The organism is Streptomyces sp. NPDC003027, assembly GCF_053591435.1.
On the sequence record NZ_JBSFTU010000001.1, the window covers coordinates 237736 to 262221 of the forward strand.

At 70.9% G+C, this 24486-nt stretch carries 23 protein-coding genes and 1 tRNA gene; 15 read left to right on the forward strand and 9 right to left on the reverse strand.

Annotated features, from left to right (window positions below; all coding sequences use genetic code 11):
- Window positions 1-80 precede the first annotated feature (80 nt).
- Entirely contained in the window at window positions 81-710 is a 630-nt protein-coding gene (locus ACWDX6_RS01110) for a TetR/AcrR family transcriptional regulator (protein ID WP_451482837.1), read from the reverse strand.
- 129 nt (window positions 711-839) lie between these two features.
- On the opposite strand from ACWDX6_RS01110, the gene ACWDX6_RS01115 reads away from it, so the two are divergent.
- Both ACWDX6_RS01115 and ACWDX6_RS01120 read left to right on the forward strand, forming a co-directional pair.
- Window positions 840-2462 (forward strand): MFS transporter, encoded by a 1623-nt coding sequence (locus tag ACWDX6_RS01115; RefSeq protein ID WP_451482838.1) that lies wholly within the window; start codon window positions 840-842, stop codon window positions 2460-2462.
- Window positions 2463-2614: 152 nt separating this feature from the next.
- The gene (locus ACWDX6_RS01120) at window positions 2615-2992 is read left to right on the forward strand and encodes a peptidase inhibitor family I36 protein (RefSeq protein ID WP_451482839.1); all 378 of its coding nucleotides are present in this window, start codon (window positions 2615-2617) and stop codon (window positions 2990-2992) included.
- On the opposite strand, the gene ACWDX6_RS01125 is transcribed toward ACWDX6_RS01120, so the two are convergent.
- Both ACWDX6_RS01125 and aceE read right to left on the reverse strand, forming a co-directional pair.
- Window positions 2973-3788: a potassium channel family protein gene (locus tag ACWDX6_RS01125; protein WP_451482840.1), complete on the reverse strand. Its 816-nt coding sequence runs from the start codon at window positions 3786-3788 to the stop codon at window positions 2973-2975. The two genes, ACWDX6_RS01120 and ACWDX6_RS01125, sit on opposite strands and share 20 nt — an antisense overlap.
- Window positions 3789-3851: 63 nt before the next feature.
- Window positions 3852-6584, reverse strand: a complete 2733-nt coding sequence (gene aceE, locus ACWDX6_RS01130; RefSeq protein ID WP_451482841.1) for a pyruvate dehydrogenase (acetyl-transferring), homodimeric type — start codon at window positions 6582-6584, stop codon at window positions 3852-3854.
- A 412-nt stretch (window positions 6585-6996) separates the two neighbouring features.
- On the opposite strand from aceE, the gene ACWDX6_RS01135 reads away from it, so the two are divergent.
- The 6 genes from ACWDX6_RS01135 to ACWDX6_RS01160 all read left to right on the forward strand — a co-directional run bounded on the left by ACWDX6_RS01135 (window position 6997) and on the right by ACWDX6_RS01160 (window position 11563).
- Complete coding sequence (locus ACWDX6_RS01135) at window positions 6997-7419, forward strand: DUF3052 domain-containing protein (protein WP_137989507.1); 423 nt, start codon at window positions 6997-6999, stop codon at window positions 7417-7419.
- Between the two features lie 144 nt (window positions 7420-7563).
- Complete coding sequence (locus tag ACWDX6_RS01140; protein WP_403288987.1) at window positions 7564-8022, forward strand: peroxiredoxin; 459 nt, start codon at window positions 7564-7566, stop codon at window positions 8020-8022.
- Window positions 8023-8136: 114 nt separating this feature from the next.
- On the forward strand, window positions 8137-8712 hold the full coding sequence (locus ACWDX6_RS01145; protein WP_451482842.1) for a TerD family protein: 576 nt from the start codon (window positions 8137-8139) through the stop codon (window positions 8710-8712).
- A 188-nt stretch (window positions 8713-8900) separates the two neighbouring features.
- The gene (locus ACWDX6_RS01150) at window positions 8901-9476 is read left to right on the forward strand and encodes a TerD family protein (RefSeq protein WP_403288990.1); all 576 of its coding nucleotides are present in this window, start codon (window positions 8901-8903) and stop codon (window positions 9474-9476) included.
- 29 nt (window positions 9477-9505) lie between these two features.
- Window positions 9506-10651, forward strand: coding sequence for a DUF475 domain-containing protein (locus ACWDX6_RS01155; protein ID WP_451482843.1), 1146 nt, complete (start codon window positions 9506-9508; stop codon window positions 10649-10651).
- Between the two features lie 174 nt (window positions 10652-10825).
- A complete protein-coding gene (locus ACWDX6_RS01160; protein ID WP_451482844.1) occupies window positions 10826-11563 on the forward strand; it encodes a TerD family protein in 738 nt (245 codons plus the stop codon).
- Between the two features lie 22 nt (window positions 11564-11585).
- On the opposite strand, the gene ACWDX6_RS01165 is transcribed toward ACWDX6_RS01160, so the two are convergent.
- Window positions 11586-12527: a TerD family protein gene (locus ACWDX6_RS01165; RefSeq protein WP_451482845.1), complete on the reverse strand. Its 942-nt coding sequence runs from the start codon at window positions 12525-12527 to the stop codon at window positions 11586-11588.
- 178 nt (window positions 12528-12705) lie between these two features.
- On the opposite strand from ACWDX6_RS01165, the gene ACWDX6_RS01170 reads away from it, so the two are divergent.
- From ACWDX6_RS01170 to ACWDX6_RS01190, 5 genes are all read left to right on the forward strand, one after another.
- On the forward strand, window positions 12706-13923 hold the full coding sequence (locus ACWDX6_RS01170) for an HpcH/HpaI aldolase/citrate lyase family protein (protein WP_451482846.1): 1218 nt from the start codon (window positions 12706-12708) through the stop codon (window positions 13921-13923).
- A gap of 18 nt (window positions 13924-13941) precedes the next feature.
- Complete coding sequence (locus tag ACWDX6_RS01175; RefSeq protein ID WP_451482847.1) at window positions 13942-16410, forward strand: phosphoribosyltransferase; 2469 nt, start codon at window positions 13942-13944, stop codon at window positions 16408-16410.
- A 53-nt stretch (window positions 16411-16463) separates the two neighbouring features.
- The gene (locus ACWDX6_RS01180) at window positions 16464-17384 is read left to right on the forward strand and encodes an HAD family hydrolase (protein WP_451482941.1); all 921 of its coding nucleotides are present in this window, start codon (window positions 16464-16466) and stop codon (window positions 17382-17384) included.
- Between the two features lie 110 nt (window positions 17385-17494).
- The gene (locus ACWDX6_RS01185) at window positions 17495-18649 is read left to right on the forward strand and encodes a sensor histidine kinase (RefSeq protein ID WP_451482848.1); all 1155 of its coding nucleotides are present in this window, start codon (window positions 17495-17497) and stop codon (window positions 18647-18649) included.
- Window positions 18649-19296 (forward strand): response regulator transcription factor, encoded by a 648-nt coding sequence (locus ACWDX6_RS01190; RefSeq protein ID WP_451482942.1) that lies wholly within the window; start codon window positions 18649-18651, stop codon window positions 19294-19296. Before ACWDX6_RS01185 ends, ACWDX6_RS01190 begins: the two co-directional genes overlap by 1 nt.
- Window positions 19297-19532: 236 nt before the next feature.
- Here the strand turns inward: ACWDX6_RS01190 and ACWDX6_RS01195 are convergent, their stop codons facing one another.
- From ACWDX6_RS01195 to ACWDX6_RS01205, 3 genes are all read right to left on the reverse strand, one after another.
- Window positions 19533-19751: an FmdB family zinc ribbon protein gene (locus tag ACWDX6_RS01195; protein WP_451482849.1), complete on the reverse strand. Its 219-nt coding sequence runs from the start codon at window positions 19749-19751 to the stop codon at window positions 19533-19535.
- Between the two features lie 10 nt (window positions 19752-19761).
- Window positions 19762-21114 carry a hypothetical protein gene (locus ACWDX6_RS01200; protein WP_451482850.1) on the reverse strand — a complete coding sequence of 451 codons (1353 nt, stop codon included), beginning with the start codon at window positions 21112-21114 and terminating at the stop codon, window positions 19762-19764.
- A gap of 80 nt (window positions 21115-21194) precedes the next feature.
- Window positions 21195-21959, reverse strand: coding sequence for a DUF4097 family beta strand repeat-containing protein (locus ACWDX6_RS01205; RefSeq protein WP_451482851.1), 765 nt, complete (start codon window positions 21957-21959; stop codon window positions 21195-21197).
- A 175-nt stretch (window positions 21960-22134) separates the two neighbouring features.
- Between ACWDX6_RS01205 and ACWDX6_RS01210 the strand changes: the two genes are divergently transcribed.
- Window positions 22135-22206 (forward strand) — tRNA-Val (locus tag ACWDX6_RS01210).
- Window positions 22207-22365: 159 nt separating this feature from the next.
- On the opposite strand, the gene ACWDX6_RS01215 is transcribed toward ACWDX6_RS01210, so the two are convergent.
- Entirely contained in the window at window positions 22366-22692 is a 327-nt protein-coding gene (locus ACWDX6_RS01215) for an alpha-amylase (RefSeq protein ID WP_451482852.1), read from the reverse strand.
- A 188-nt stretch (window positions 22693-22880) separates the two neighbouring features.
- Here ACWDX6_RS01215 and ACWDX6_RS01220 point away from each other — a divergent pair, with 188 nt between their 5' ends.
- The gene (locus tag ACWDX6_RS01220; protein WP_451482853.1) at window positions 22881-23687 is read left to right on the forward strand and encodes an MBL fold metallo-hydrolase; all 807 of its coding nucleotides are present in this window, start codon (window positions 22881-22883) and stop codon (window positions 23685-23687) included.
- On the opposite strand, the gene ACWDX6_RS01225 is transcribed toward ACWDX6_RS01220, so the two are convergent.
- Window positions 23629-24387 carry a GntR family transcriptional regulator gene (locus tag ACWDX6_RS01225; protein ID WP_451482854.1) on the reverse strand — a complete coding sequence of 253 codons (759 nt, stop codon included), beginning with the start codon at window positions 24385-24387 and terminating at the stop codon, window positions 23629-23631. The two genes, ACWDX6_RS01220 and ACWDX6_RS01225, sit on opposite strands and share 59 nt — an antisense overlap.
- Window positions 24388-24486 lie beyond the last annotated feature (99 nt).

Here is a 24486-nt window from a genome sequence, read left to right on the forward strand (position 1 = left end):
ACAGTGTGGCCCGGGGGGGGGGGTGACGCTCCGTGCGCGCGGGCGCACGCCCCGCCCGGCTCACGGTTCTTGATGGAACGTCAGTCGCGCCAGTGCGGTTCGAGCGCCGGACCGAGGTGGTCGAGGTAGCGCTCGGTCAGCGCGCGGATCGCATCCAGGGTCGGGTCCGTGCCGCGACCCCACAGCTGGCCCGTGACCCGCATGACGCCGCTGAACGCCGCCACCGCGATGCGGGGGCGCGGGTCCTCGTCCACGTCCAGGCCCTCGCGTTCGGCGATCAGCCGGGCGATGCTCTCCTCCATCTCGGTGGCCCGGCGCAGATGGGTGGCGAGCAGGGCGGGTGTCGACTCGATCATCTGGAAGGTCCGCAGGTACAGCTCGACGGGGACGACCTCCATGATCGCCTCGCCGATGGTGTCCCAGGAGCCGAGCACGGCGTTGCGCATCGCCTCGAGCGGGCCCTCCTCGGCGGGCCGTTCGGCCAAAGCCCGTACGAAGCGCTCCTCCACCATCTTCTGGACGGCGAAGGCCGCGTCCTCCTTGGAGGCGAAGTAGCGGAAGAAGGTGCGCTGGGAGACCTCGACCGCGTCGACGATCTCGTCCACGGTGGTCTCTTCGTACCCGTGGGTCGTGAACAGCTCCAGGGCCGCCCGCAGCAGCGCGTCGCGCGTGCGCTGCTTCTTTCGCTCCCGCAGCCCGGAAACCGTCACCGCATGGTCCTCTTTCCGCCCGCTTTCCGCCGCTGTGTGTGCAGCTCAGCGTACCTGTGAGCTACGTGACAGTTACCGACGCATGAATCGCTTTGTCAATTGTCAGCGACTGACACTAGCCTCATCGGTATGACTAGTCAGACCACCGTGGATAAGGCCCCGCAGGGTCAGGGGGATGCCAGGGAGCCCGCGCAGGCCCCGGCGAAGGGACTGCGAGGCCACCCCTGGCTGACCCTGTTCGCCGTCGCTGTCGGCGTGATGATGGTGGCGCTCGACGGCACGATCGTCGCCATCGCCAACCCCGCCATCAAGACGGACCTCGGCGCCTCGCTCGCCCAGGTCCAGTGGATCACCAACGGCTATCTGCTGGCGCTGGCCGTCGCCCTCATCACCGCAGGGAAGCTCGGTGACCGCTTCGGGCACCGCCAGACCTTCCTCATCGGCATCGCCGGCTTCGCCGCCGCCTCCGGCGCGATCGGCCTCTCCGACTCGATCGGGCTCGTGGTCGCCTTCCGCGTCCTCCAGGGCCTCTTCGGCGCCCTGCTGATGCCCGCGGCGCTCGGACTGCTCCGCGCCACCTTCCCCGCCGAGAAGCTGAACATGGCCATCGGCATCTGGGGCATGGTCATCGGCGCCTCCACCGCGGGCGGCCCGATCGTCGGCGGCCTGCTCGTGGAGCACGTCAGCTGGCAGTCCGTCTTCTTCATCAACGTGCCGGTCGGCGTCCTCGCGCTGGTCCTCGGCGTGGTGATCCTCAGGGACCACCGGGCCGAGAACGCCCCGCGCTCCTTCGACGTCCTCGGCATCCTGCTGCTCTCCGCGGCGATGGGGTCCCTCATCTGGGGCATCATCAAGGCCGGTGAGTCCTGGGGCTGGGCGAGCGGCAACACCTGGGGCTTCCTGGGCGGCGCGGTGCTCCTCTTCGCGCTCTTCGCGCTCTGGGAGACCAAGGTCAAGGAGCCGCTGATCCCGCTGGCGATGTTCCGCTCGATCCCGCTGTCGGCGGGTGTCGTGCTGATGGTCCTGATGGCCTTCGCCTTCATGGGCGGCCTGTTCTTCGTGACCTTCTACCTCCAGGGCGTCAAGGGCCTCAGCCCGGTCGACAGCGGTCTGCACCTGCTGCCGCTGACCGCGATGATGATCGTCTCCTCGCCGCTGGCGGGTGCGCTCATCACCAAGTTCGGTCCGCGGATCCCGCTGGTCGGCGGCATGGTCTGCACGGCCGCCGCGATGTTCGGCATGATCACCCTCTCGGAGGGGACCGGCACCTTCGCCATGTCCCTCTGGTTCGCCCTCCTCGGTCTGGGTCTCGCCCCGGTCATGGTCGGCGCCACCGAGGTCATCGTCGGCAACGCCCCGCTGGAGCTCTCCGGCGTCGCCGGCGGTCTGCAGCAGGCCGCGATGCAGGTCGGCGGCGCGCTCGGTACGGCGGTGCTCGGCGCGGTCATGTCGTCCAAGGTCTCCAGCGCCTTCGAGGAGAACTGGAAGGACGCCGGCATCCCCGTGCCGGCCGACCCCCAGCTGGAACAGGCGGCCGAGTTCGGCATGGTCCCGCCGGAGCTGGCCAAGGCGCCCGGTATGACCCCCGACCTGTTCGACACCATCGGGGGCGTCATCCACGACACGTTCATGCAGGGCATGGGGCTGGCCTTCACCGTGGCCGGTGTCGTCGCCGTCGTCGCGGCGCTGGTCGCCACGCTGACCAAGCGCGGCGAGAACGCGGAGGCGGGTGCGGGCGGCGCCCACATCTGAGCCGACTGTGCGTACGCGTGCCCCCGCCGGACCCGGTCCGGCGGGGGCATTCACCTATCCGGGTGAACCGGCCCTGAGCCTCTTCCCCTCGGGCGGCGAGGTGATCCAGAGTTCTGATCACAGAGAGTGACGAAAACGGGGGGTTCACCGATATGCGTACGAAGACGTTTCTCACGGCCGTCCTGGGGGCGGCCCTCCTCACCCTGCTCACGGCGGGCGCGCCGGCCACCGCCGCGCCGGCGCCCAGGCTCGGCGCCTGCGCGCCCGGCCAGCTCTGCCTGTGGCCGAAGGCCGAGTTCAAGGGGAAGGCGCACACGCACGAGCTGTCCGACACCGACATCGAGAGCTGCGTGCCGCTGGCCGCGGGCGCCACGGCCCACGCCCTGGCCAACCGGACCGGACGGCCTGTCACCGTCTACCAGTCGGCCGAGTGCGCGGAGACCGGTGAGTTCGAGACCTACCCGGGCCGCGGCGTGTGGGTGCCGCAGACCCCGTACCAGGTCAGAGCCTTCAAGATCTGGGAGCGGTAGCCGGTCCGGCCTGCTCGGGCACGGCCGGGGTAACGGTTGCGGGCACGGCGGCCGGTGCGGCGGCGGGCACGGCTGGAGTCGCGGCGGCGGGCGCCGAGAGGCGGGCCACCTCGGCCCGCAGCTCCCTCACCTCGCACGCCAGCGCCTCCAGCAGCTCCGTCTGCCGGCGTTCGGCCGCGTCGTCCCGCTCGAAGCGGGAGATGAACCAGGCCGCGATGTTGGCGGTGACCACACCCAGCAGGGCGATCCCCGACAGCATCAGACCCACCGCCAGGACCCGGCCGAGACCGGTGGTCGGGGCGTGATCGCCGTAGCCCACCGTCGTCATCGTGGTGAACGACCACCACACCGCGTCACCGAGCGTCTTGATGTTCCCACCGGGAGCCGAGCGCTCCACATGGAGGACGGCCAGGGAGCCGAACATCATCAACCCGACCACCGCGCCCCCCACATAGGTGGTGAGCGTGATCTGCGGGGCCATCCGGGACCGCCGACCCACGAGGAGGAGCGTCGAGACCAGACGCAGCAGCCGCAGCGGCTGAACCAGCGGCAGCAGCACCGCCAGCAGATCCAGCGGGTGCGTGCGGACGAATGCCCACCTGGCGGGTGCCAGAGCCAGCCGTACGACGTAGTCGACGGCGAACGCACCCCACACGACCCACTCCACGGCCAGACACAGGTCGTGGACCCAGCGCTCGGCATCCGGCGCCACGATCGGTACCGCGTACGCGACGCCGAACGCCACTGCCAGAGCCAGCAGTGGCGTTTGGGTGTGCTTCTCCCAGCGTTCCTTCATGCCGGGCATCGTAGGCCGGACGCGGGGGCGTCTCCGCCCCCACACCCGGCCCACCAGGACGTTCTACGCGTCGCCGCCCGCGGCGCCCGGGTCCGCCGCCGACACGTCGAGCAGCTGGTAGCGGTCCACGGCCTGCTTCAGGACCGAGCGGTCGACCTTGCCCGCGCGGGCGAGCTCGGTGAGGACGGCCAGGACGATCGACTGGGCGTCGATGTGGAAGTAGCGCCGGGCCGCACCACGCGTGTCCGCGAAACCGAAACCGTCCGCGCCCAGCGAGGTGTACGGACCCGGCACCCACCGGGAGATCTGGTCCGGTACCGAGCGCATCCAGTCCGAGACCGCCACGAACGGGCCCTGGGAGCCGGAGAGCTTCCGCGTCACGTACGGGACGCGCTGCTCCTCCTCCGGGTGGAGGAGGTTGTGCCGGTCGACCTCCACGGCCTCGCGGCGCAGCTCGTTCCACGACGTCGCCGACCAGACGTCCGCGCGGACGTTCCACTCCTCGGCGAGGATCCGCTGCGCCTCGACCGCCCACGGCACGGCGACGCCGGACGCCATGATCTGCGCGGGCAGCTCGCCCGACTCGCCCGCCTTGAAGCGGTAGATGCCCTTGAGGATGCCCTCGGCGTCCACGTCCTCGGGCTCCGCCGGGTGCTGGATCGGCTCGTTGTAGACGGTCAGGTAGTAGAAGACGTCCTCGGCGTCGGGGCCGTACATCCGCTTCAGGCCGTCCCGGACGATGTGCGCGATCTCGAAGCCGAAGGCCGGGTCGTAGGCGACACAGCCCGGGTTGGTCGAGGCGAGCAGCTGCGAGTGGCCGTCCGCGTGCTGGAGGCCCTCGCCGGTCAGGGTCGTACGGCCGGCGGTGGCACCGAGCACGAAGCCGCGCGCCAACTGGTCGGCCATCTGCCAGAACTGGTCGCCGGTCCGCTGGAAACCGAACATCGAGTAGAAGACGTAGACCGGGATCAGCGGCTCGCCGTGCGTGGCGTACGCCGAACCCGCCGCGATCAGCGAGGCGGTGCAGCCGGCCTCGGAGATGCCGTCGTGCAGCATCTGCCCGGTCGGGGACTCCTTGTACGCGAGCAGCAGCTCGCGGTCCACGGCCTCGTACTGCTGGCCCAGCGGGTTGTAGATCTTGGCGCTCGGGAAGAACGAGTCCATGCCGAACGTGCGGTACTCGTCCGGCGCGATCAGCACGAAGCGCTTGCCGATCTCCTTGTCCCGCATCAGGTCCTTGAGCAGCCGTACGAACGCCATCGTGGTGGCGATCGACTGCTGCCCGGAGCCCTTCTTCACCGCTGCGTAGGTCTTGTCCTCCGGCAGCGGAAGCGGCTTCGCCCGCACGACACGGGTCGGGACGTACCCGCCCAGCGCCTTGCGGCGGTCGTGCATGTACTGGATCTCCTCGGAGTCCCGGCCCGGGTGGTAGTACGGCGGAAGGCCGTCCTCCAGCTGCTTGTCCGTGATCGGGATGTGCAGCCGGTCGCGGAAGCGCTTGAGGTCGTCGACCGTCAGCTTCTTCATCTGGTGGGTGGCGTTGCGGCCCTCGAAGTTCGGGCCCAGCGTCCAGCCCTTGATGGTCTTCGCGAGGATCACCGTCGGCTGGCCCGTGTGCGCCTTGGCCGCCGAGAACGCCGCGAAGATCTTCTTGTGGTCGTGACCACCGCGGCCCAGGTGCAGGATCTGGTCGTCGCTCATGTTCTCGACCATCGCCCGCAGCCGGTGGTCGTCGCCGAAGAAGTGGTCGCGGATGTACGCGCCGGTCTCGGTGGCGTACGTCTGGAACTGGCCGTCGGGCGTGGTGTTCATCTTGTTGACGAGCACACCGTCGCGGTCCTGGGCGAGCAGCGGGTCCCAGGACCGGTCCCACACCAGCTTGATCACGTTCCAGCCGGCGCCGCGGAAGACCGACTCCAGCTCCTGGATCACCTTGCCGTTGCCGCGCACCGGTCCGTCGAGCCGCTGCAGGTTGCAGTTGACGACGAAGGTCAGATTGTCGAGGTTCTCGCGGGCGGCGATCGTGAGCTGGCCGAGCGACTCCGGCTCGTCCATCTCCCCGTCGCCGAGGAACGCCCAGACGTGCGACTTCGAGGTGTCGGCGATGCCGCGCGCCTCCATGTAACGGTTCATCCGGGCCTGGTAGATCGCGCCGAGGGGGCCGAGGCCCATCGAGACGGTCGGGAATTCCCAGAAGTCCGGCATCAGCCGCGGGTGGGGATAGGACGACAGGCCGTTCGGGAACTTCGACTTCTCCTGGCGGAAGGCGTCGAGCTGCGTCTCGCTCAGCCGGTCGAGCAGATAGGCGCGGGCGTAGATGCCGGGGGAGGCGTGCCCCTGGAAGAAGATCTGGTCACCGCCGTCGCCCTCGTCCTTGCCCCGGAAGAAGTGGTTGAAGCCGACGTCGTAGAGCGAGGCGGAGGAGGCGAAGGTGGCGATGTGGCCGCCGACCCCGATGCCCGGGCGCTGCGCGCGCGAGACCATCACGGCGGCGTTCCAGCGGGTCGCGTTGAGGACCTTCCGCTCGATCTCCTCGTTGCCCGGGAAGAACGGCTCGTCCTTGGTGGCGATGGTGTTGACGTAGTCCGTGCTGCGCATCTCTGGCACGGCCACGCGCTTCTCGCGGGCCCGCTCGATCAGGCGGAGCATGAGGTAGCGGGCCCGCTCGCGGCCGCGCTCGTCGACGGCGGCATCGAGGGAGTCGAGCCATTCCTGGGTCTCCTCCGGATCGAAGTCCGGGACCTGGCTGGGAAGGCCGCCAATGATGATCGGGTTGCGATCGGATCCGGAAGCCACGCTGTTCCTTCGCTGTTCGGTGGAGCTTCGGTGGAGCCCACGGGGAAGCCGGGGACGTCCATCGTGTACCCCGTCGGTGTCACCCGTCATCTCTACCGAGGGGTAACCCCCCGGGGGCGCTTGGTTGGGTCAAATCGCAACCTTACGCCCAACCCGCGCATGCGTTTCGTCAGCGCGTTCGGCAGACTGAAACCGCGGAAGACCATAAACCGGTACGAAGCGTGTGCCCTGCATCACGGAGCGGAGTGGTTCCAGTCCGGAAGTTTCGGCGAGACGGCCCCAAACGTCACCGTTTCGGCGGTCTCGACGGCCGGGTACTTGCGCGATCCGCCCAGCCCGTGTGGACTACGGCCAGCGCCGCGCGTACGCGCGCGGCCCAAGCATTTTCCGATACACGATCAGGAGGCAAGCCGTGAGCGCGACCGCGGACCACGCGGAGGAGCGGACCAACCCGGCAGCGAGGCTGGGGTTCGAGCCCGGACAGGTGGTCCAGGAGATCGGTTACGACGACGACGTCGACTTCGATCTCCGCGAAGGCATCGAGTCCATCATCGGGTCGGACCTCGCTGACGAGGACTACGACGACGTCGCCGACGCCGTCGTGCTCTGGTTCCGCGACGAGGACGGAGACCTGACGGACTCCCTGGTCGATGCCATCGGCCTGCTGGAGGACGGCGGAGTCGTATGGCTGCTGACGCCCAAGACAGGCCGTGACGGTTACGTCGAGCCGAGCGACATCAGTGATGCCGCCCAGACGGCCGGCTTCTCCCAGACCAAGAGCATCAGCGTCGCCAAGGACTGGTCGGGCAGCCGACTGGTGGCACCCAAGCGCTGATCTCCCCCCAAGCAGCAGGAGCCCCCGCCGACACCCGTCGGCGGGGGCTCTGTGCGTGGCGGTGTCTAAGCTGGGGCCTCACCTGTTCGGTCCAGTGAAGCCCAGTGAAGTCCAGTGAAGGTCCAGCGGAAGGGACGCGTACGCATGGCGATCGAGGTCGGCACCAAGGCCCCGGAGTTCGAGCTCAAGGACAACCACGGGCGCACCGTGAGGCTCTCCGACTACCAGGGGAAGAAGAACGTGGTGCTGCTCTTCTACCCCTTCGCCTTCACCGGCGTCTGCACCGGTGAGCTGTGCGAGCTGCGTGACAACCTGCCGAAGTTCGTCAACGACGACACCCAGCTCCTGGCCGTCTCCAACGACTCCATCCACACCCTGCGGATCTTCGCCGAGCAGGAGGGCCTGGAGTACCCGCTGCTCTCCGACTTCTGGAAGCACGGCGAGGCCTCGCGCGCCTACGGCGTCTTCGACGAGGACAAGGGCTGCGCCGTGCGCGGCACGTTCATCATCGACAAGGACGGCGTCGTCCGCTGGAGCGTCGTCAACGCCCTCCCGGACGCCCGCGACCTCAACGACTACCTCAAGGCGCTCGACACCCTCTAGGTGTGTCGGGGCGAATCGTCTGTCCCGGCCGGGAACCCGTCACTAGGATCCAGTCGTTGATCCGATGCCAACGCACGACGGGGGCGCTGCCCCTGGAAACCAATGGAGGGACTCGTGGGAGTCAGCCTCAGCAAGGGCGGCAACGTCTCGCTGACCAAGGAGGCCCCTGGCCTGACCGCCGTCATGGTCGGTCTGGGCTGGGACGTCCGCACCACCACCGGGACGGACTTCGACCTGGACGCCAGCGCCATTCTGGTGAACGCGGAGGGCAAGGTCCGCAACGACCAGGACTTCGTGTTCTTCAACAACCTGAAGAGCGCCGACGGCTCGGTCGAGCACACCGGTGACAACCTCACCGGTGAGGGCGAGGGCGACGACGAGCAGGTCAAGGTCAACCTGGCCACCGTGCCGGCCGATGTCGCCAAGATCGTCTTCCCGGTGTCGATCTACGACGCCGAGAACCGCCAGCAGTCCTTCGGCCAGGTCCGCAACGCGTTCATCCGCGTCGTGAACCAGGCCGGCGGTGCCGAGATCGCCCGGTACGACCTCTCCGAGGACGCTTCGACCGAGACCGCCATGGTCTTCGGCGAGCTGTACCGCAACGGCGACGAGTGGAAGTTCCGCGCGGTCGGCCAGGGGTACGCCTCCGGCCTGCGCGGCATCGCGGCGGACTTCGGCGTCAACGTCTGAGCCGTCCGCAGCACGAAGTGACCGAGCCGTCCGGCGCCGCACCCTCCGTGCGGCGCCGGACGTGCCTCATCGGCAGCCTCAGCAGCCGTATCAGCTGTCGGGGGCGGTAGCGGCAGCGGTATCAGCGGTATCAGCGGTATCAGCAGCGTCAGCAGCGTCAGCGGTACTCACCGGGGAGGAACCACATCATGGGCGTCACGCTCGCCAAGGGAGGCAACGTCTCCCTCTCCAAGGCCGCACCCGATCTCACCCAGGTGCTGGTCGGCCTCGGCTGGGACGCGCGCTCCACCACCGGAGCCCCCTTCGACCTCGACGCCAGCGCCCTGCTGTGCCAGTCGGGACGCGTGCTCGGGGACGAGTACTTCGTCTTCTACAACAACCTCAAGAGCCCCGAGGGCTCCGTCGAGCACACGGGGGACAACCTCACCGGCGAGGGCGACGGCGACGACGAGTCGCTCATCGTGGACCTGGTCAAGGTCCCGGCGCACTGTGACAAGATCATTTTTCCGGTCTCGATCCACGAGGCCGACAACAGAGGCCAGACCTTCGGCCAGGTCAGCAACGCTTTCATCCGCGTGGTGAATCAGGCGGACGGTCAGGAACTCGCCCGCTACGACCTCTCCGAGGACGCCTCCACCGAGACCGCCATGATCTTCGGTGAGCTCTACCGGTACGGCGGCGAATGGAAGTTCCGGGCGGTCGGACAGGGGTACGCGTCCGGCCTTCGGGGCATCGCTCTAGACTTCGGGGTCAACGTTTCGTAAAGCCGCGTACTTACACGATGGGGTAGACAGTGGTTCTGAAAACCTTCGGGTGGTCGTTCGCCATCACGGCGCTCGGCCTCGCTTTCGCCGCGTGGCAGTGGGGGTGGGAGGCGTTCGGGGTCGTACTGATCCTGTCCATCCTCGAAATCTCGCTGTCCTTCGACAACGCGGTGGTCAACGCCGGAATCCTGAAGAAGATGAATGCCTTCTGGCAGAAGATCTTCCTCACGATCGGCATCCTCATCGCCGTGTTCGGCATGCGGCTGGTCTTCCCCGTCGCCATCGTCGCCATCAGCGCCAAGGTCGGCCCCATCGAGGCGATCGAGCTCGCGATGGACCAGCCCGAGCGGTACGAGGCACTGGTCACCGACGCGCACCCGGCGATCGCCGCCTTCGGTGGCATGTTCCTGCTCATGATCTTCCTCGACTTCATCTTCGAGGACCGTGACATCAAGTGGCTCAGTTGGCTGGAGCGTCCGCTGGCCAAGCTCGGCAAGGTCGACATGCTGTCGGTCTGCATCGCGCTGATCGCCCTGCTCCTCTCCGCGATGAGCTTCGCCACCCACGCGCACACCAGCACCGGTTACCAGGACAAGTCGGCGACCGTCCTGCTCGCCGGCGTCGCCGGACTCATCACGTACCTCATCGTCGGCGGGCTCTCCGGCTTCTTCGAGAACAAGCTCGAGGAAGAGGAGGAGCGCGAGCACGAGGAGGAGGAGAAGGCCAAGGCGCAGGGCAAGCCGGTCTCCGCGGTCGGTCTGGCCGGAAAGGCGGCGTTCTTCCTCTTCCTGTACCTGGAAGTCCTCGACGCGTCCTTCTCCTTCGACGGCGTCATCGGCGCCTTCGCCATCACCAACCACATCTTCTGGATGGCGCTCGGCCTCGGCATCGGCGCGATGTACGTCCGTTCGCTCACGGTGTACCTGGTCCGCCAGGGCACCCTCGACGACTACGTCTACCTGGAGCACGGCGCGCACTACGCGATCGGCGCCCTCGCCGTCATCCTGCTCATCACCATCGAGCACGAGATCAGCGAGCTCATCACCGGCACCATCGGTGTCTTCCTGATCGCGGCGTCCTTCCTCTCCTCCGTCCAGCGCAACCGCAGGCTCGCGGCGGCCGAGGGGAAGGCCGGCTCCCCGGACGACAAGACCGAGGTGTCGTCAGGGGTGTGACACGGGCGGCAACGAGGAACGCTTCACCGAGGGGCGGCCGGTGCACCCGGCCGCCCCTCGGCGTATCGAACACGCCGTATCGGCAGGCCACGACGGCGGCCGTATCGGCAGGCCTGGGCAACAGGCCGTATCGGCAGGCCCAGGGGGGCCAGGGACAAGGGGGGTGGGAGGGCCATGGCCTTCTGGGACAGCCTGTTTCCGGGCAGGGCGGCACCGTTCGACTCGGGCAGCGCCTCGACGAACTCCATCGACCTGACGAAGAGACACCCGTCGGTCTCGCTCACCAAGCAGGGCGCCGCCACCGGCAACCTGAGGGTCAACCTCTCCTGGCGGATGCGCACCTCGGACATCGAGGGGCGCTCCCGGCAGAGCGGCCGGCTGCTGCGCCACCCCTCCCAGCTGTTCAAGCCCGAGGTCGTCCAGGCGCACACCCTGGGCGTCGTCAACGTCGACCTGGACCTCGGCTGCATGTACGAGCTGACCGACGGCAGCAAGGGCGTGGTGCAGCCGCTGGGCGGCTTCTTCGGTGCCCTGAACGCGCCGCCGTACGTGAATCTGAGCGGTGACGACCGGTTCGGCGGGTCGTCCGGCGAGACGATCTTCGTCAATCTCGACCACAAGGACACCATCAAGCGGCTGCTGTTCTTCGTCTACATCTACGACCAGACGCCGGCGTTCGACCGCACCCACGCCAAGGTCACGCTCTACCCGAGCAACGGCCCGCGGATCGAGATCGAACTGGACGAGCGCGCCCCGCAGGCGCGCTCCTGCGCCGTCCTCACCGTCGAGAACGTGAAGGGCGAGCTGATCGTCCGCCGCCAGGTGAAGTTCGTCTACGGCTTCCAGGCGGAGCTGGACCGCCTGTACGGGTGGGGCCTGCAGTGGGGGCGCGGCTACAAGACGAAGGCCTGACCGGGTGGCCCCGGAGAACCCCTCAGGGGCGCACGAACTGCGGCCCCATGGGAGGCAGCCGGAAGTTCGGGTCCGGAGCGGGCGCGGCGGCCGGAGCGGGCTGGGGGTAGCCGTACGCGGGCTGCGGCGAGGCCGGCTGCGGATAGCCGTAGGCGGGCTGGGGAGAGGCCGGCTGGGGGTAGCCGTACGCGGGCTGCGGATAGCCGTACGCCGGAGGAGCCGTCGGCTGGGGCGGTACGGCGGGAGGCGCCACGGGAGGCACGGGAGCGGTCACGGGTGCATGGACGACCGTCGCGTCGGTGTCCGGCGCCGCGGTCGTGTCCGGGGCCGCGTCGGTGTCCGGGCCGGCGGAAGCGTCCTGGCTCGCCGCGGTGTCCCGGTCGGCGGTGGCGTCGGCGCCCTCGCCCTCCGCGGCCTCGTCCACCGAGATCCCGAAGTCGGTCGCGAGACCGACGAGCCCGGTGGGGTAGCCCTGGCCGACCGCGCGGAACTTCCAGGCGTCGCCGCGCCGGTACAGCTCGCCGCAGATGATCGCCGTCTCCTCGCCGGTCTCCGCCGTCACATCGAACAGCGCCAGCGGCTCCCGGTCCGGCGCTCCCGCGTCGTACAGCAGGATCCGCAGGTCGGAGACGCGGCGGAAGGTGCCGCCGTCCGAGGATGCCGCGATCACCACCTGGTCCACGGACGGGTCCAGCCCGCCGAGATCGGCCTCGACCGTGTCGGTCAGTCCCTCCGCCACCCGCTTCTTCGGCAGCCGGCGCACCAGACCCGAGGGGTGGCGCGGCTGGTTGTAGAAGACGAAGTCCTCGTCGGAGCGCACGCGCCCGTCCACCCCCAGGAGCAGGGCCGAGGCGTCCACGTCAGGGACCCCGGGGCCCGGGGTCCAGCGGAGCACGGCCCGTACGGCCGCGGTGTCGAGAGGGACGTTGGAGCCCTTCAGCATCGCGTGCGTCATGACCGTCATCCTGCCTTCCCGGCCGGGCGCCGGACAACGCGGGGGCCTCGTCCGATCGGGGAGAGACCGATCGGATGCGGACGAGTTACCTGGATTTCATGCGAGGGGGGAACTACGGACACCAGCACCTACGTACTATTACCGGCCACATGTCATCAGGGCCCGCAAAGGCAGTCGGGGGAGTTACATGCGTCATTTCGGGCACATCCCGGCCGCTTCGCGCGCCAGGCTGTTCCACCAGGAGCCGGCCGAGTTCACGGCCGACTCACCCGCGAGCACGCTCGCCGTGGCCCTGGGCGCCACGCTCTACAGCCCTGCCACCCGGCCGCGGCTCGCCGACGACGTCCGCAAACAGGCCGCACGCGGGGTCGTCTCCATGGTGCTGTGCCTGGAGGACTCCATCGCCGACGCGGACGTGCGGGCCGCCGAGGCGAACCTGGTCCGCCATTTCAGCCTCCTCGCGGAAGCGGAAGCGGAAGCGGAAGCCGAAGCGGGCGCCGAAGCGGGCGGAGACGGGGGCGGCGGGGACGACCGGCCCCTGCTCTTCATCCGGGTCCGTGAGCCCCGCCAGATCACCGACCTCGTCGCACGGCTCGGCGACACCGTCCGCCTGCTGTCCGGATTCGTGCTGCCCAAGTTCACCGAGACCCGCGGCCACGCCTTCCTCGAAGCGCTCACCGCCGCCGAGACGGCCTGTGGACGGCGACTTTTCGCCATGCCCGTCCTGGAGTCCCCCGAACTGCTCCACCTCGAGACGCGCGCCGACACCCTCGCCGGCATCGCCACGACCGTCGACAAGTACCGGGACCGGGTGCTCGCGCTACGGCTCGGCGTCACCGACTTCTGCTCCGCCTACGGACTGCGCCGCTCGCCCGACATGACGGCGTACGACGTCCAGCTCGTCGCCCATGTCATCGCCGACGTGGTCAACGTCCTCGGCCGCTCCGACGGCACCGGCTTCACCATCACCGGGCCCGTCTGGGAGTACTTCCGGCTCGGCGAGCGCATGTTCAAGCCGCAGCTGCGCCGCAGCCCCTTCCTGGAGGGCCGGGCGGAGGACCTGCGGACCGCCCTCATCGAGCACGACCTCGACGGGCTGCTGCGCGAGATCGAACTCGACCGGGCCAACGGCCTGCTCGGCAAGACCTGCATCCACCCCACCCACGTGGTGCCGGTGCACGCCCTCTCCGTCGTCAGCCACGAGGAGTTCAGCGACGCCCAGGACATCCTGCGGCCGGAGCGGGGCGGAGGCGGAGTGATGCGCTCCGCGTACACGAACAAGATGAACGAAGTGAAGCCGCATCGCGCGTGGGCCGAGCGCACCCTGCTGCGCGCCGAGGTGTTCGGCGTCGCCAAGGAGGACATCGGCTTCGTGGATCTGCTGACCGCCGGACTGGCCGGCTGACGAAGGGTGATTGACGACGTGGTGTGGTCGGGAACATGGGTCGCCGAGCGACTCGGTGTCGAACTGGTCGGCGACGAGAAGCTCCCGGGCCTGTTGGGCCTCGCACTGCGCCGCAACCCGAAACGGGCGCATCTGCTCGTCTCCCACGTGCTGGGCAAGCACGTGCCGCAGCGCCCCACCGTCGTCTACGAGGCGGGCTTCGCCCTCGGCGAGCGCGTACGGGACCTCCTCGGGCCCGAGGACGCCGCGCGTGCCGTGGTCGTCGGGTACGCGGAGACGGCGACCGCGCTCGGTCACTCCGTCGCCGACGGCCTCGGCTTCGCGCCGTACCTGCACTCCACCCGGCGCCCGGTGGACGGAGTGGCACCGGCGGGCGGCTTCGAGGAGTCCCACTCGCACGCCACCTCGCACCTCCTCCTCCCCGAGGACCCCAAGCTGCTGGCCGGCGACGGGCCCCTGGTCCTCGTCGACGACGAGTTCTCCACCGGCAACACCGTCCTCAACACCGTCCGCGACCTGCACGAGCGCTCTCCCCGCGACCGGTACGTGGTCGTCGCCCTCGTCGACATGCGCTCCGCGGCCGACCTGGGCCGTCTGGACGCCTTCGCCGAGGAGATCGGCGCCCGCATCGATCTCGTGGCCGGAGCGGCGGGCACGGTACGGCTCCCCGACGGCGTCCTGGAGAAGGGCCAGGCGCTGGTGGCGGAGTACGAACGGGAGACGGCACGAGTGCCGGACCCGCGAGCGCCGGGGTCGTCGGCGGAGGCATGTGCGGGCGCCTCGCCCGGTGTGTCTCCCGTACGGGTCGACCTCGGATGGCCCGAAGGCGTCCCGGACGGCGGCCGCCACGGCTTCACCGCGCCCCACGCCGCCGCGCTGCGAGGCGCCCTGCCCGCCATGGCGGAGCGCCTGGCCGCCGCCCTCGGCGGAGCGGGCCGTACGGGCGGTCGCGTTCTCGTCCTCGGCTTCGAGGAGCTGATGTACGCGCCGCTGCGGCTGGCCGTCGAGCTGGAGCGCGCCGGACACGACGTGTCGTACTCCACCACCACCCGCTCGCCGGTCCTCGCCGTCGACGACCCCGGCTACGCCATACGCACCCGGCTGGTCTTCCCCGCCCACGACGCCCCCGCCGACGGACCCGGCGAGCGGTACGCGTACAACGTCGCCGGCGCCGGCTTCGACGCGGTCGTCGCCGTCGTCGACTCGGCCGCCGACACCCCCGCACTCCACGCCCCCGACGGCCTGCTGGCCCAGCTCGCGGCGCACATCCCGCACGTCGTGCTCGCCGTCGTACCGACCTACACGCCGCCCACGCCTCCCGAAAGGGCCTCCATGCTGCCCGAGCCCCTCCGCGGCCCCGCCTTCTCCTCGTACGCGCCCGAGGAGGTCGGCTGGCTGCTCCAGGACCTCTCGGACGTCGAGCTGGAGGCCCCGACCGAGGAGCGCGAGGAGGCCATCCAGAGCGGCGGCGCGCACTACGCCGAGTCGCTGCCCGTGGAGTACCAGCCCAGCGCCCAGTACCAGGAGCTCTTCCACGCGGCCCTGAAGACGTCCGCCACCCGGATCGCCCGCGCTGTCGGCACCGTCACCGAGACGGTCCTCGCCGAGCGGTCGGGCCGGGGCAGCGGGCGGCCCGTGCTCGTCTCGCTCGCCCGGGCCGGCACCCCCGTCGGAGTGCTGATGCGCCGCTGGGCCCAGGCCCGCCACGGCCTCGAACTGCCGCACTACGCCGTCTCCATCGTGCGCGGCCGCGGCATCGACGCCAACGCGCTGCGCTGGCTCGCCGCCCACCACGACCCCGCCGACGTCGTCTTCGTCGACGGCTGGACCGGCAAGGGCGCCATCACCCGCGAACTCGCCGAAGCACTGAAGGACTTCCCCGGCTTCGACCCGGAGATCGCCGTCCTCGCCGACCCCGGCTCCTGTGTGCGCACCTACGGCACCCGGGAGGACTTCCTCATCCCGTCCGCCTGCCTCAACTCCACCGTGTCCGGGCTGATATCACGCACGGTCCTCCGCGCCGACCTGGTCGGACCCGACGACTTCCACGGCGGCAAGTTCTACCGCGAGCTGACCGGCGCCGACGTGTCCAACGCCTTCCTCGACGCGGTCGCCGCCCGCTTCGACAAGGTCGGCGAAACCGTCGACGCCGAGGTCAAGGAACTGCTGGGCGCCGACCGCGACCCCACGTGGGAGGGCTGGGCGGCTGTCGAGCGGATCAGCGAGGAGTACGGCATCCACGACGTCAACCTGGTCAAGCCGGGCGTCGGCGAGACCACTCGGGTGCTGCTGCGCCGCGTCCCCTGGAAGATCCTCGCCCAGCGCGGCGCGGGCGCCGACCTGGACCACGTCCGCCTCCTCGCCGCACAGCGCGGGGTACCCGTCGAGGAGGTCGACGAACTCCCGTACACCTGCGTCGGACTGATCCACCCCCAGTACACGCGCGGCGCCACCGGCGCCGACGGGAAGGCGGTGGTCTCCCAGTGAGTACCGCGACGAACGGCACCACGCCCACGGTGATGAACGCCCCGACGGCCCCCATGGCCCCGGCAGCCCCCACGGCCGCCGCGCCAGCGGTGACGAACGCCGCCACGCCCGCCGTGATGGTCGCGAGCGACCTCGACCGTACGCTGATCTACTCCGCCGCCGCCCTCGCCCTCGGCATGCCCGACGCGCAGGCGCCCCGCCTGCTCAGCATCGAGGTCCACGAGTCCAAGCCGCTGTCCTACATGACCGAGGACGCCGCCGTGCTCCTGGCGGAGGTGGCCGCGGAAACGGTCTTCGTCCCCACCACCACCCGTACCCGCAAGCAGTACCAGCGCATCCAACTCCCCGGCCCCGCGCCGAAGTACGCCATCTGCGCCAACGGCGGACACCTCCTCGTCGACGGCGTCACCGACCGCGACTGGCACGAGAGCGTGCTGCGCCGGCTCGGCGACGAGTGCGCGCCGCTCGCCGAGATCCGCGCCTACTTCACCGCCACCACCGACCTGTCCTGGGTGCGCAAGCACCGGGTCGCCGAGGACCTCTTCGCGTACCTGGTCGTCGAGCGCGAGCGGCTGCCCGAGGAGTGGTTGAAGCGGTTCGGCGACTGGGCCGACGACCGCGGCTGGACCGTCTCCCTCCAGGGCCGCAAGGTGTACGCCGTACCGAAGCCGCTCACCAAGAGCGCGGCGATGCGCGAGGTCGCCCGCCGCACCGGCGCCGGCCTCACCCTGGCCGCCGGGGACTCCCTCCTCGACGCCGACCTGCTGCTCGCCGCTGACCGCGCCTGGCGGCCGGGCCACGGCGAACTCGCCGACGCCGGCTGGACCGCCCCCCACCTCGACGTCCTGGCCGAGCGCGGAGTGGCGGCCGGCGAGGAGATCCTGCGCCGCTTCCTCACCGCTGTCCGCGACCACCGCGCGACCCTGCCCGCCGAGCGGACGGCCACCCCCGCCGCCCTCGCCGACCCGGCCTGATCAGCCGCACGACGACGAACACACGGTATTCCGACGACGAAGCACACGGTTTTCGCGGTGCGGTTTTCCGCAGTGCGCCCGGGCGGCGGCTCCGGCTAGCGTGGCCGATCATGAGGATCCTCGCCGGGCCTGTCGCGCACGGACTGCGGATGGCGGCCGGTCTCACGCTCGGCGCCGCCACCGCCGTCGTCGGACCGCTCGCCCTGATCGCCGCCGGACTGGCGCTGCTGCCGGTGCTCGCCTGGCCGCGCGGGCGCCGCGCCGTCCTGGGCGCTCTGACCGGCGTCGCCCACCGCCTGCTCCGGCTGGAGCGGCGGCGGCTCGACCGCTTCTTCGGCGTGCGGCTCCCGGGCGCCCAGGCAGACGCCGCGGCCCTGCGCCATCTCGCGGCCCGCTGGCCGCTCGGGCTGCTCGGCGGAGTCGTCCTCGTCTGCGCCGCCTACGGCCTCGGCCTCGGCACCTTCGTCCTCTACGGCTGGCTGATCACCGATATCGAACACCCCTGGCTCGTCGCCTTCAGCAGCGCGGGCGGCTTCTTCCTGCTCTTCCTCGCCGTCCAGGGAGCGCTCGGCGTCGTCTCCCTGGAGAGCCGCCTGGCCCGCCGCCTGCTCGGCCCCCGCCACGCCGACGCCCTGGAAGCCCGCATCGCCGAACTCGCCAGCAGCCGCGCCGAGGTCATCGACGTCGTGCACGACGAACGGCGCCGTATCGAACGCGATCTCCACGACGGCGTCCAGCAGCGGCTCGTCGCCCTCGGCATGCTCCTCGGCCGGGCCCGCCGTATCCGCGCCCGCGACCCGCACGGCGCCGACGTCCTGCTGCTCCAGGCCCACGAGGAGAGCCGCCGCGCACTGGCCGAACTGCGCGAGGTGGCCTGGCGGGTCTATCCGACGGTCCTGGACGAGGCGGGCCTGCGGGCGGCCCTCGAGGCGGTCGCGGAGCGCGGCCCGCTGCCGGTGGGACTCGCGTACGACGTGTCCGGGCCGCTGCCGAGGGCGGTGGAGACGGTCGCGTACTTCGTCGTCTCCGAGGCGGTCACCAATGTGGTCAAGCATGCGGGAGCGACCCGTATCGACGTACAAGTCACCCGGGAGGACGGTGTGTTGCGTGTGAGTGTGAACGACGACGGAACGGGCGGAGCGGACGCCTCCGGCAGCGGCCTGGCGGGTCTCGCGAGCCGGGCGGCGGCGCTGGACGGGCGGTTCGCGGTGGACAGCCCGGTCGGCGGGCCGACGGTCGTGCGGGCGGAGCTGCCGTGCGCGTGATGCTCGCGGAGGACTCGACGCTGCTGCGGGAAGGGCTCGTACGGCTCCTGGCGGAGGAGGGCCACGAGGTCACGGCAGCCGTCGGCGACGCGGTGGAACTGCTCGCGGCGGTGGCGGCCGACCCGCCGGACGTGGTCGTGGCCGACGTCCGGATGCCGCCGACCCACACGGACGAGGGGCTGCGCGCGGCACTGGAGATCCGGCGGGCCTGGCCGAGGATCGGCGTACTGGTGCTCTCGCAGTACGTGGAGCGGCGCTACGCGACCGAGCTGCTGACCGGCGAGTCGGCGGGGCAGGGGGCGGTCGGCTATCTGCTCAAGGACAGGGTGGCGCAGGTCGACGAGTTCCTGGACGCGCTGGAACGGGTGGGGGAGGGACGGACGGCGTTCGACCCGGAGGTCGTCCGCCGCCTCCTGGTCCGCTCCTCCCACACCGATCCGCTGTCCCGGCTGACGCCCAGGGAGGGGGACGTCCTGGCGGCGATGGCGCAGGGGCACACGAACGCGGCGATCGCGGGCCGGCTGCACGTCTCGCAGAGCGCGGTCGAGAAACACATCAACGCGATCTTCGACAAGCTGGAGCTGACGGGCCGGGGCGAGGGCTACAGCAGGAGGGTGCTGGCGGTGCTGCGCTACCTGGGCAGCTGACCGGCCGGGTGGTGGACCGGCCCGGCCGTCGAGGGCCGGTCAGCCGCCTGTCCGGCGGTCCTGCGCGGACCGCGGACGCGAGAGAACGCACGGTCTCGGGTCCCGGGCCGAGAAACGCCTGGTCTCGGGTCCCGGGCCGAGAAACGCCTGGTCTCGAGTCCCGGGCCGAGACACGCCTGGTCTCGGGTCCCGGGCCGAGAATGCCTGGTCTCGGTTCCCCGGCCCGGTACGGCTGGTCAGCCGCAGCACCCGCCCTCGCAGCAGCCACCGCCGCCCCCGCTCGCGGCGGGCGCGGGGCCGGCTGTCGCCGTACCGCCGACCGCGACGGCGGACAGCAGTTTCACGGTGTCGTCGTGCCCTTCGGGGCAGGCGGCGGGGGCGGAGGACTCGGCCATGGGCCGGCTGAGTTCGAACGTGTCGCCACAGGTCCGGCAGCGGTATTCGTAACGAGGCATACGGACCAGGCTAACGGCCGCCGCCCCCGCCGCCGCCCCGGTCCTCCCTGATCAGTTCCACGACCCGGGCGGCGGTCGCGCGGACGGCCTCGAGCTCGGTGAGGAAGTGCCAGTAGTCGGGGTGGCGGCCGCTGTCGAGGGCGGCGACCGCCCGGTCGAGGCGGGCGACGGCGTCGTCGAGGGGGCGGGCGTGGCGCGGGTCGGGGGTGTGGCGGCCCGCCATGGCGAGGCGCTGCGCGTCGCGCACGGCGAATCGGGCGCGCTCGATCTCCTGCCGGGGGTCCTTGGCGACGGCGTCGAGACGGCGGAGCCGCTCACCGGCGGCGGAGACGGCCTCGGCGGTGTTGTCGAGCAGGGCACGGGCGGTGGCCAGCAAACTGGTGGCGTCGGCCCAGCGCTGCTCCGCGCGGGCCGCCGCGGCCTCCTTGAGCCTCTCCTCGGCCTGGCGGACGCTCTCGGCGGCCTGCTCGGGGACGTGCTGGAGGTCCTGCCAGCAGGCGGCCGAGAAACGGCGGCGGAGCTCGGACAGGACGGGCTCGACGGCCTCGGCCCGGGTGGTGAGCGCCTCGGCGCGGGTACGGAGGGAGACCAGGCGCTTGTCGGTCTCGGCGGCGCGCTCGGGGAGCCGCTCGGCCTCGACGCGTACGGCTTCGGCGTCCCGCAGCACACGGTCGGCGCGCTGGAGGGTCTCCGGGACGCCGTGCCGCCCGGCGCCTTCGTTGAGCTTGGTGAGCTCGGGGCCGAGGGCGGCGAGCCGCGCGGCGAGCTCGTCGGCGCGCAGACCCGCGCGCCGTGCCGTGTCCAGGGCGGTGCCGGCGGCCCGCAGCGCCGCCCGCGCCCGCTCGACGGCGGGGGCGAGCCGGGCGAGCTGCGTCTCGGCCTTGTCGAGCAGCGGCCCGAGCCCCTGCTCGAACCGGTCCAGTTCACCCTTGACCCGTACGAGCTCGTCCTTGGCCCGGGTCAGCTCGGTCCGGGCCCGCTGGGCTGTCCCCGTGTCGAGCTCGTCCCGGTCGAGATCGTGGGCGTCGACGGCGGTGATGTAGGCGTGGCTGACCTCGTCGATCCGGCGCCCGAGCGCGGCGAAGCCGTCGACGGCGCTACGGGCCCCGGGGGAGCTGTCGACGGCTGTGATCGTCTCGATGGAGATCCGCAGATCTCGCTGGGCGGTGTCGAGCTCGTAGAACGCGGCCGCCGCCGCGTCCTTGGCGGCCTGCGCCTCGGCCCGCTGGCTCTCCCCGCGCCCACCGAACCACCGCCGGGTGCCGCCTCCGGCGAAGGCGCCGGGCAGGAGCGCGAGCGTGAGCAGCGGAAGCGCGAGTGCGAGCCGCAGCGTGGACGTGCCTCTTGCGTGAGTCGCCGCCACGTCCCTCTCCCGTGCTGTGATCGCCGCGCTGGTCGGTCCGGTTCATTCTCCCACCAGGTAAGGACGAACACACGGGTCCATTAGTTCGCGCTGCGGACGACGACTTCCCCGTTGTCGCTGCGCGCGGTCACGACATGGCCGCTGCCCTTCGCGGTCGGCACGTCGACGCGGACCTCGCCGTTGTCGCTGCGCCCGTCGACGTCGTAGGTCGCCTTCGGCAGGGCGATGTCGATCTCCCCGTTGTCACTGGTGGCCTCCACCCGGCGCGGCACGGCGCTGAGCGCGAGCCGTACGGCCCCGTTGTCGGCCCGGGCGACGATCTGCCGGGAGGTGGTCCGGCCCCCGACGACGACCTCCCCGTTGTCGCTGGTCAGCTCCAGCGGACCGGACGCGTCGCGCACGAGGACGGAGCCGTTGTCGGCCCGTACCGTCAGGGCGGTGGCGAAGCCGTCGGCCGTCACCTCCCCGTTGCCGTTCTCCACGGTGACGGCGACCTCGCGCGGCACCTGGACCCGGTGGACGGAGCCGCAGTCGCTGGCCAGGGCGTCGCACTCGACCCGCAAGGTGAGGGTGCCGCCCTCCATCCGCCACGTCGCGTCGGGCCCGGACCCCAGGAACACCCACCCGTCGACCCGCCGGCTCACCCGCACGTCGTCGATGTCGGCGGGCACGATCTCCAGCCGTGAGTTCCCGGCGTCGATCGTGAGCGTCCCCCCGGAGAACGCGAAGCTCTTCCGCTCCTCGGGCGCTCCCTCGACATCCGCACCCCCGCAACCGGCGACCCCGAGAGCGACGACGGCTCCGCCGACGGCGAGGAGCGTACGGATACGACGACGAGCGGCCATGACGACAAACCCCCAGGTAACGCGCTGACTGTCCCCTCACCGTACGGCCGCCCCCACCCCACGACGATCCGGCGACCCACCGCCCCGATGGTGGGGCTACCCCCCGCCCCGCTACGCACGGGTATCGGTTTGCGGGACCCACCCATGGGCCATGTACGCTGTTGCCTCATTCCACGGGTGCGTAGCTCAGGGGTAGAGCGCTGCTCTTACAAAGCAGATGTCGGCGGTTCGAAACCGTCCGCGCCCACTCGCTTGATATACGACAAAGGCCCAGGCCACCGGTACTGAACCGGGAGCCTGGGCCTTGTCCGTTCCCCGGCCGCGGAGGCGGGGGAGAGGCGTCGTGCCAGTTGCCTCGTCGGACTCTGTCGGCCGGTGCCGCAGGCGGTCTCGGAGACGTTGGGGCTCAGGCGCCGCTCGTCGTGGTGGGATCGCAGGTCCTCAGTCCCGTGACGTAGTTGAGCTGCGATCCGTATCCGGCGAAGGTCGCCCACGCGCCGGGGTCGATGACGCGGCACGGGGCGGCCTGGCCGTCGGTGTACTCGACCGTGACGGCGACGGTGACGTCGCAGTCGTTGACGACATGGGTGTAGCGCCAGCCCGAGTGGTACCGCACGCACTCCGGAGGCGCGGATTCGGCGACCGCCGCAGCGGACGGGGCGACGGTCACGGCGGTCAGGAGGCCGGCCGCGGCCCCGGCGGCGAGGGCGACGGGGCGGGATACGCGCGTCATGAGGTTTGCCATGGCCGGATCATCGAGGCGCGGGACGTCCTTGCGCAAGTTTCTGCATAGGTTTTCAGTCAAGGTTCGATGGGGGTTAGTAATAGCAGGTCAGGGCGGCTTTCAGGTTTGAAAGGGCTTGCAGGGCTTACGGTCAGCGGCCTCCGGAAGCCTATCCGTCCCCGCCGTAGACTCCGCGGATGGACGATGACTCTCTGCGGATCACCGTGCTCGGGTCCGCCACGCCCTACCCCCAGGTCGGGAATCCCTGCTCCGGGTACCTCCTCGAAGGGGGTGGCGTCCGGGTGTGGGTGGATGCCGGGAGTGGGACGCTCGGGGAGTTGCGGCGGTACGCCGGGCTCGCGCAGGTCGATGCCGTGTGGATCTCGCATCTGCACGCCGACCACTGCGCCGACCTGCTCACCGCGTACTACGGACTCCTCTACGCCGACATCCGCCTCGACGCGCCCCTGCCCCTCTACGGGCCGCCGGGGATCGCCGACCGGCTGGCCGGGTTCCTGACCAACGGGCCCCGCCGGAGTCCGGTCGAAGACGCCTTCGCCGTCGAGGAGTTGTACGACGGGCACGAGGCCCGGGTCGGCGGTCTGGTGCTGCGGAGCAGGGGCGTCGAGCACGGGATGCCCGCCTTCGGGCTGCGCGTCGAGGACGGGGCGGGGCGGCGGATCGCGTACTCCGGGGACTGCGAGCCGTGTCCCGCGCTCGTCGAACTCGCCCGCGACTGCGAGCTGTTCATCTGTGAGGCCGACGGCGAGGGGCCCGGGCACCACTCCGCCGCGCAGGCCGGGCGGTCCGCCCACGACGCCGGTGCCGGACGCCTCGTGCTGACCCATGTCGGGCCCCGGGCGGAGCCGGAACAGGCGGTGAGGGAGGCGGCCGAGAGGTTCTCCGGCAGCGTGGCGTACGCCGCGCCCGGCGGCGTCTTCACCGTCACGCGTCGAAGTCGTACTCCAGGACGTACGACGCCGAGTCCAGCGTCATCTCGTTGAGCTCCACCGCGACACCCGCCTCGGTGAAGGCCGTACGCCGGATGAGGATCACCGGCGTCCCCAGCTCCAGCGCGAGCCGGGCCGATTCGTCGGCCGTCGGCATCCGGCAGCGGATCTCCTCACGGAAGTGGACCGGCTGGTGTCCGAGTTCGGCGAGCCGCGCGTAGGTGCCGCCCGGTCCCGTGTCCGCCGCCGCGATGGGCGTCCCGTGGGTGAGGGCGGCCGGGAGGTACGACACCGAGAGCAGCACCGGCTTGTCGTCCAGGACGAAGCGGCGGCTGCGGACGCAGACCGGTGACTCCGGGGGAAGCGCCAGCGCCTCGGCGACCCCGGCGCTCGCGGCGGCCTCGCCGACCTCGATCTGGTCCACCGCGAGCGCGCGGTCCTCGATGTCCGCCGACCAGACCGAGCGGCCCGTGCCCCAGTGCTCCCGCGCCAGCCGGGGGATGCCCCGGCGGCGCAGCGGGCGGAAGGCGCGGACGAAGACCCCCGCACCCCTCCGCGCCTCGGCGAGGCCCTCGTTCCGCAGCACGGACAACGCCTGGCGGGCCGTCATCCGGGCCACCTCGTACCGCGTCATGAGATCGTTCTCGCCCGGGAGCCGGTCGCCGGGGGCGAAGGCGCCTGACTGGATGGCGGTTCTCAACTCGTCGGCGATGCGCTGGTACTTCGGCCGACGACCGCTGTCCTGGTCAGTCATGGGTGGACCACTCCCTTCGTCTGCGGGACACCCTACGGCGCGCTTCTTCGCGGTGGAGCACACGTGTGCGCCGACCTGAGCGGCCGATCCGCCCATCGG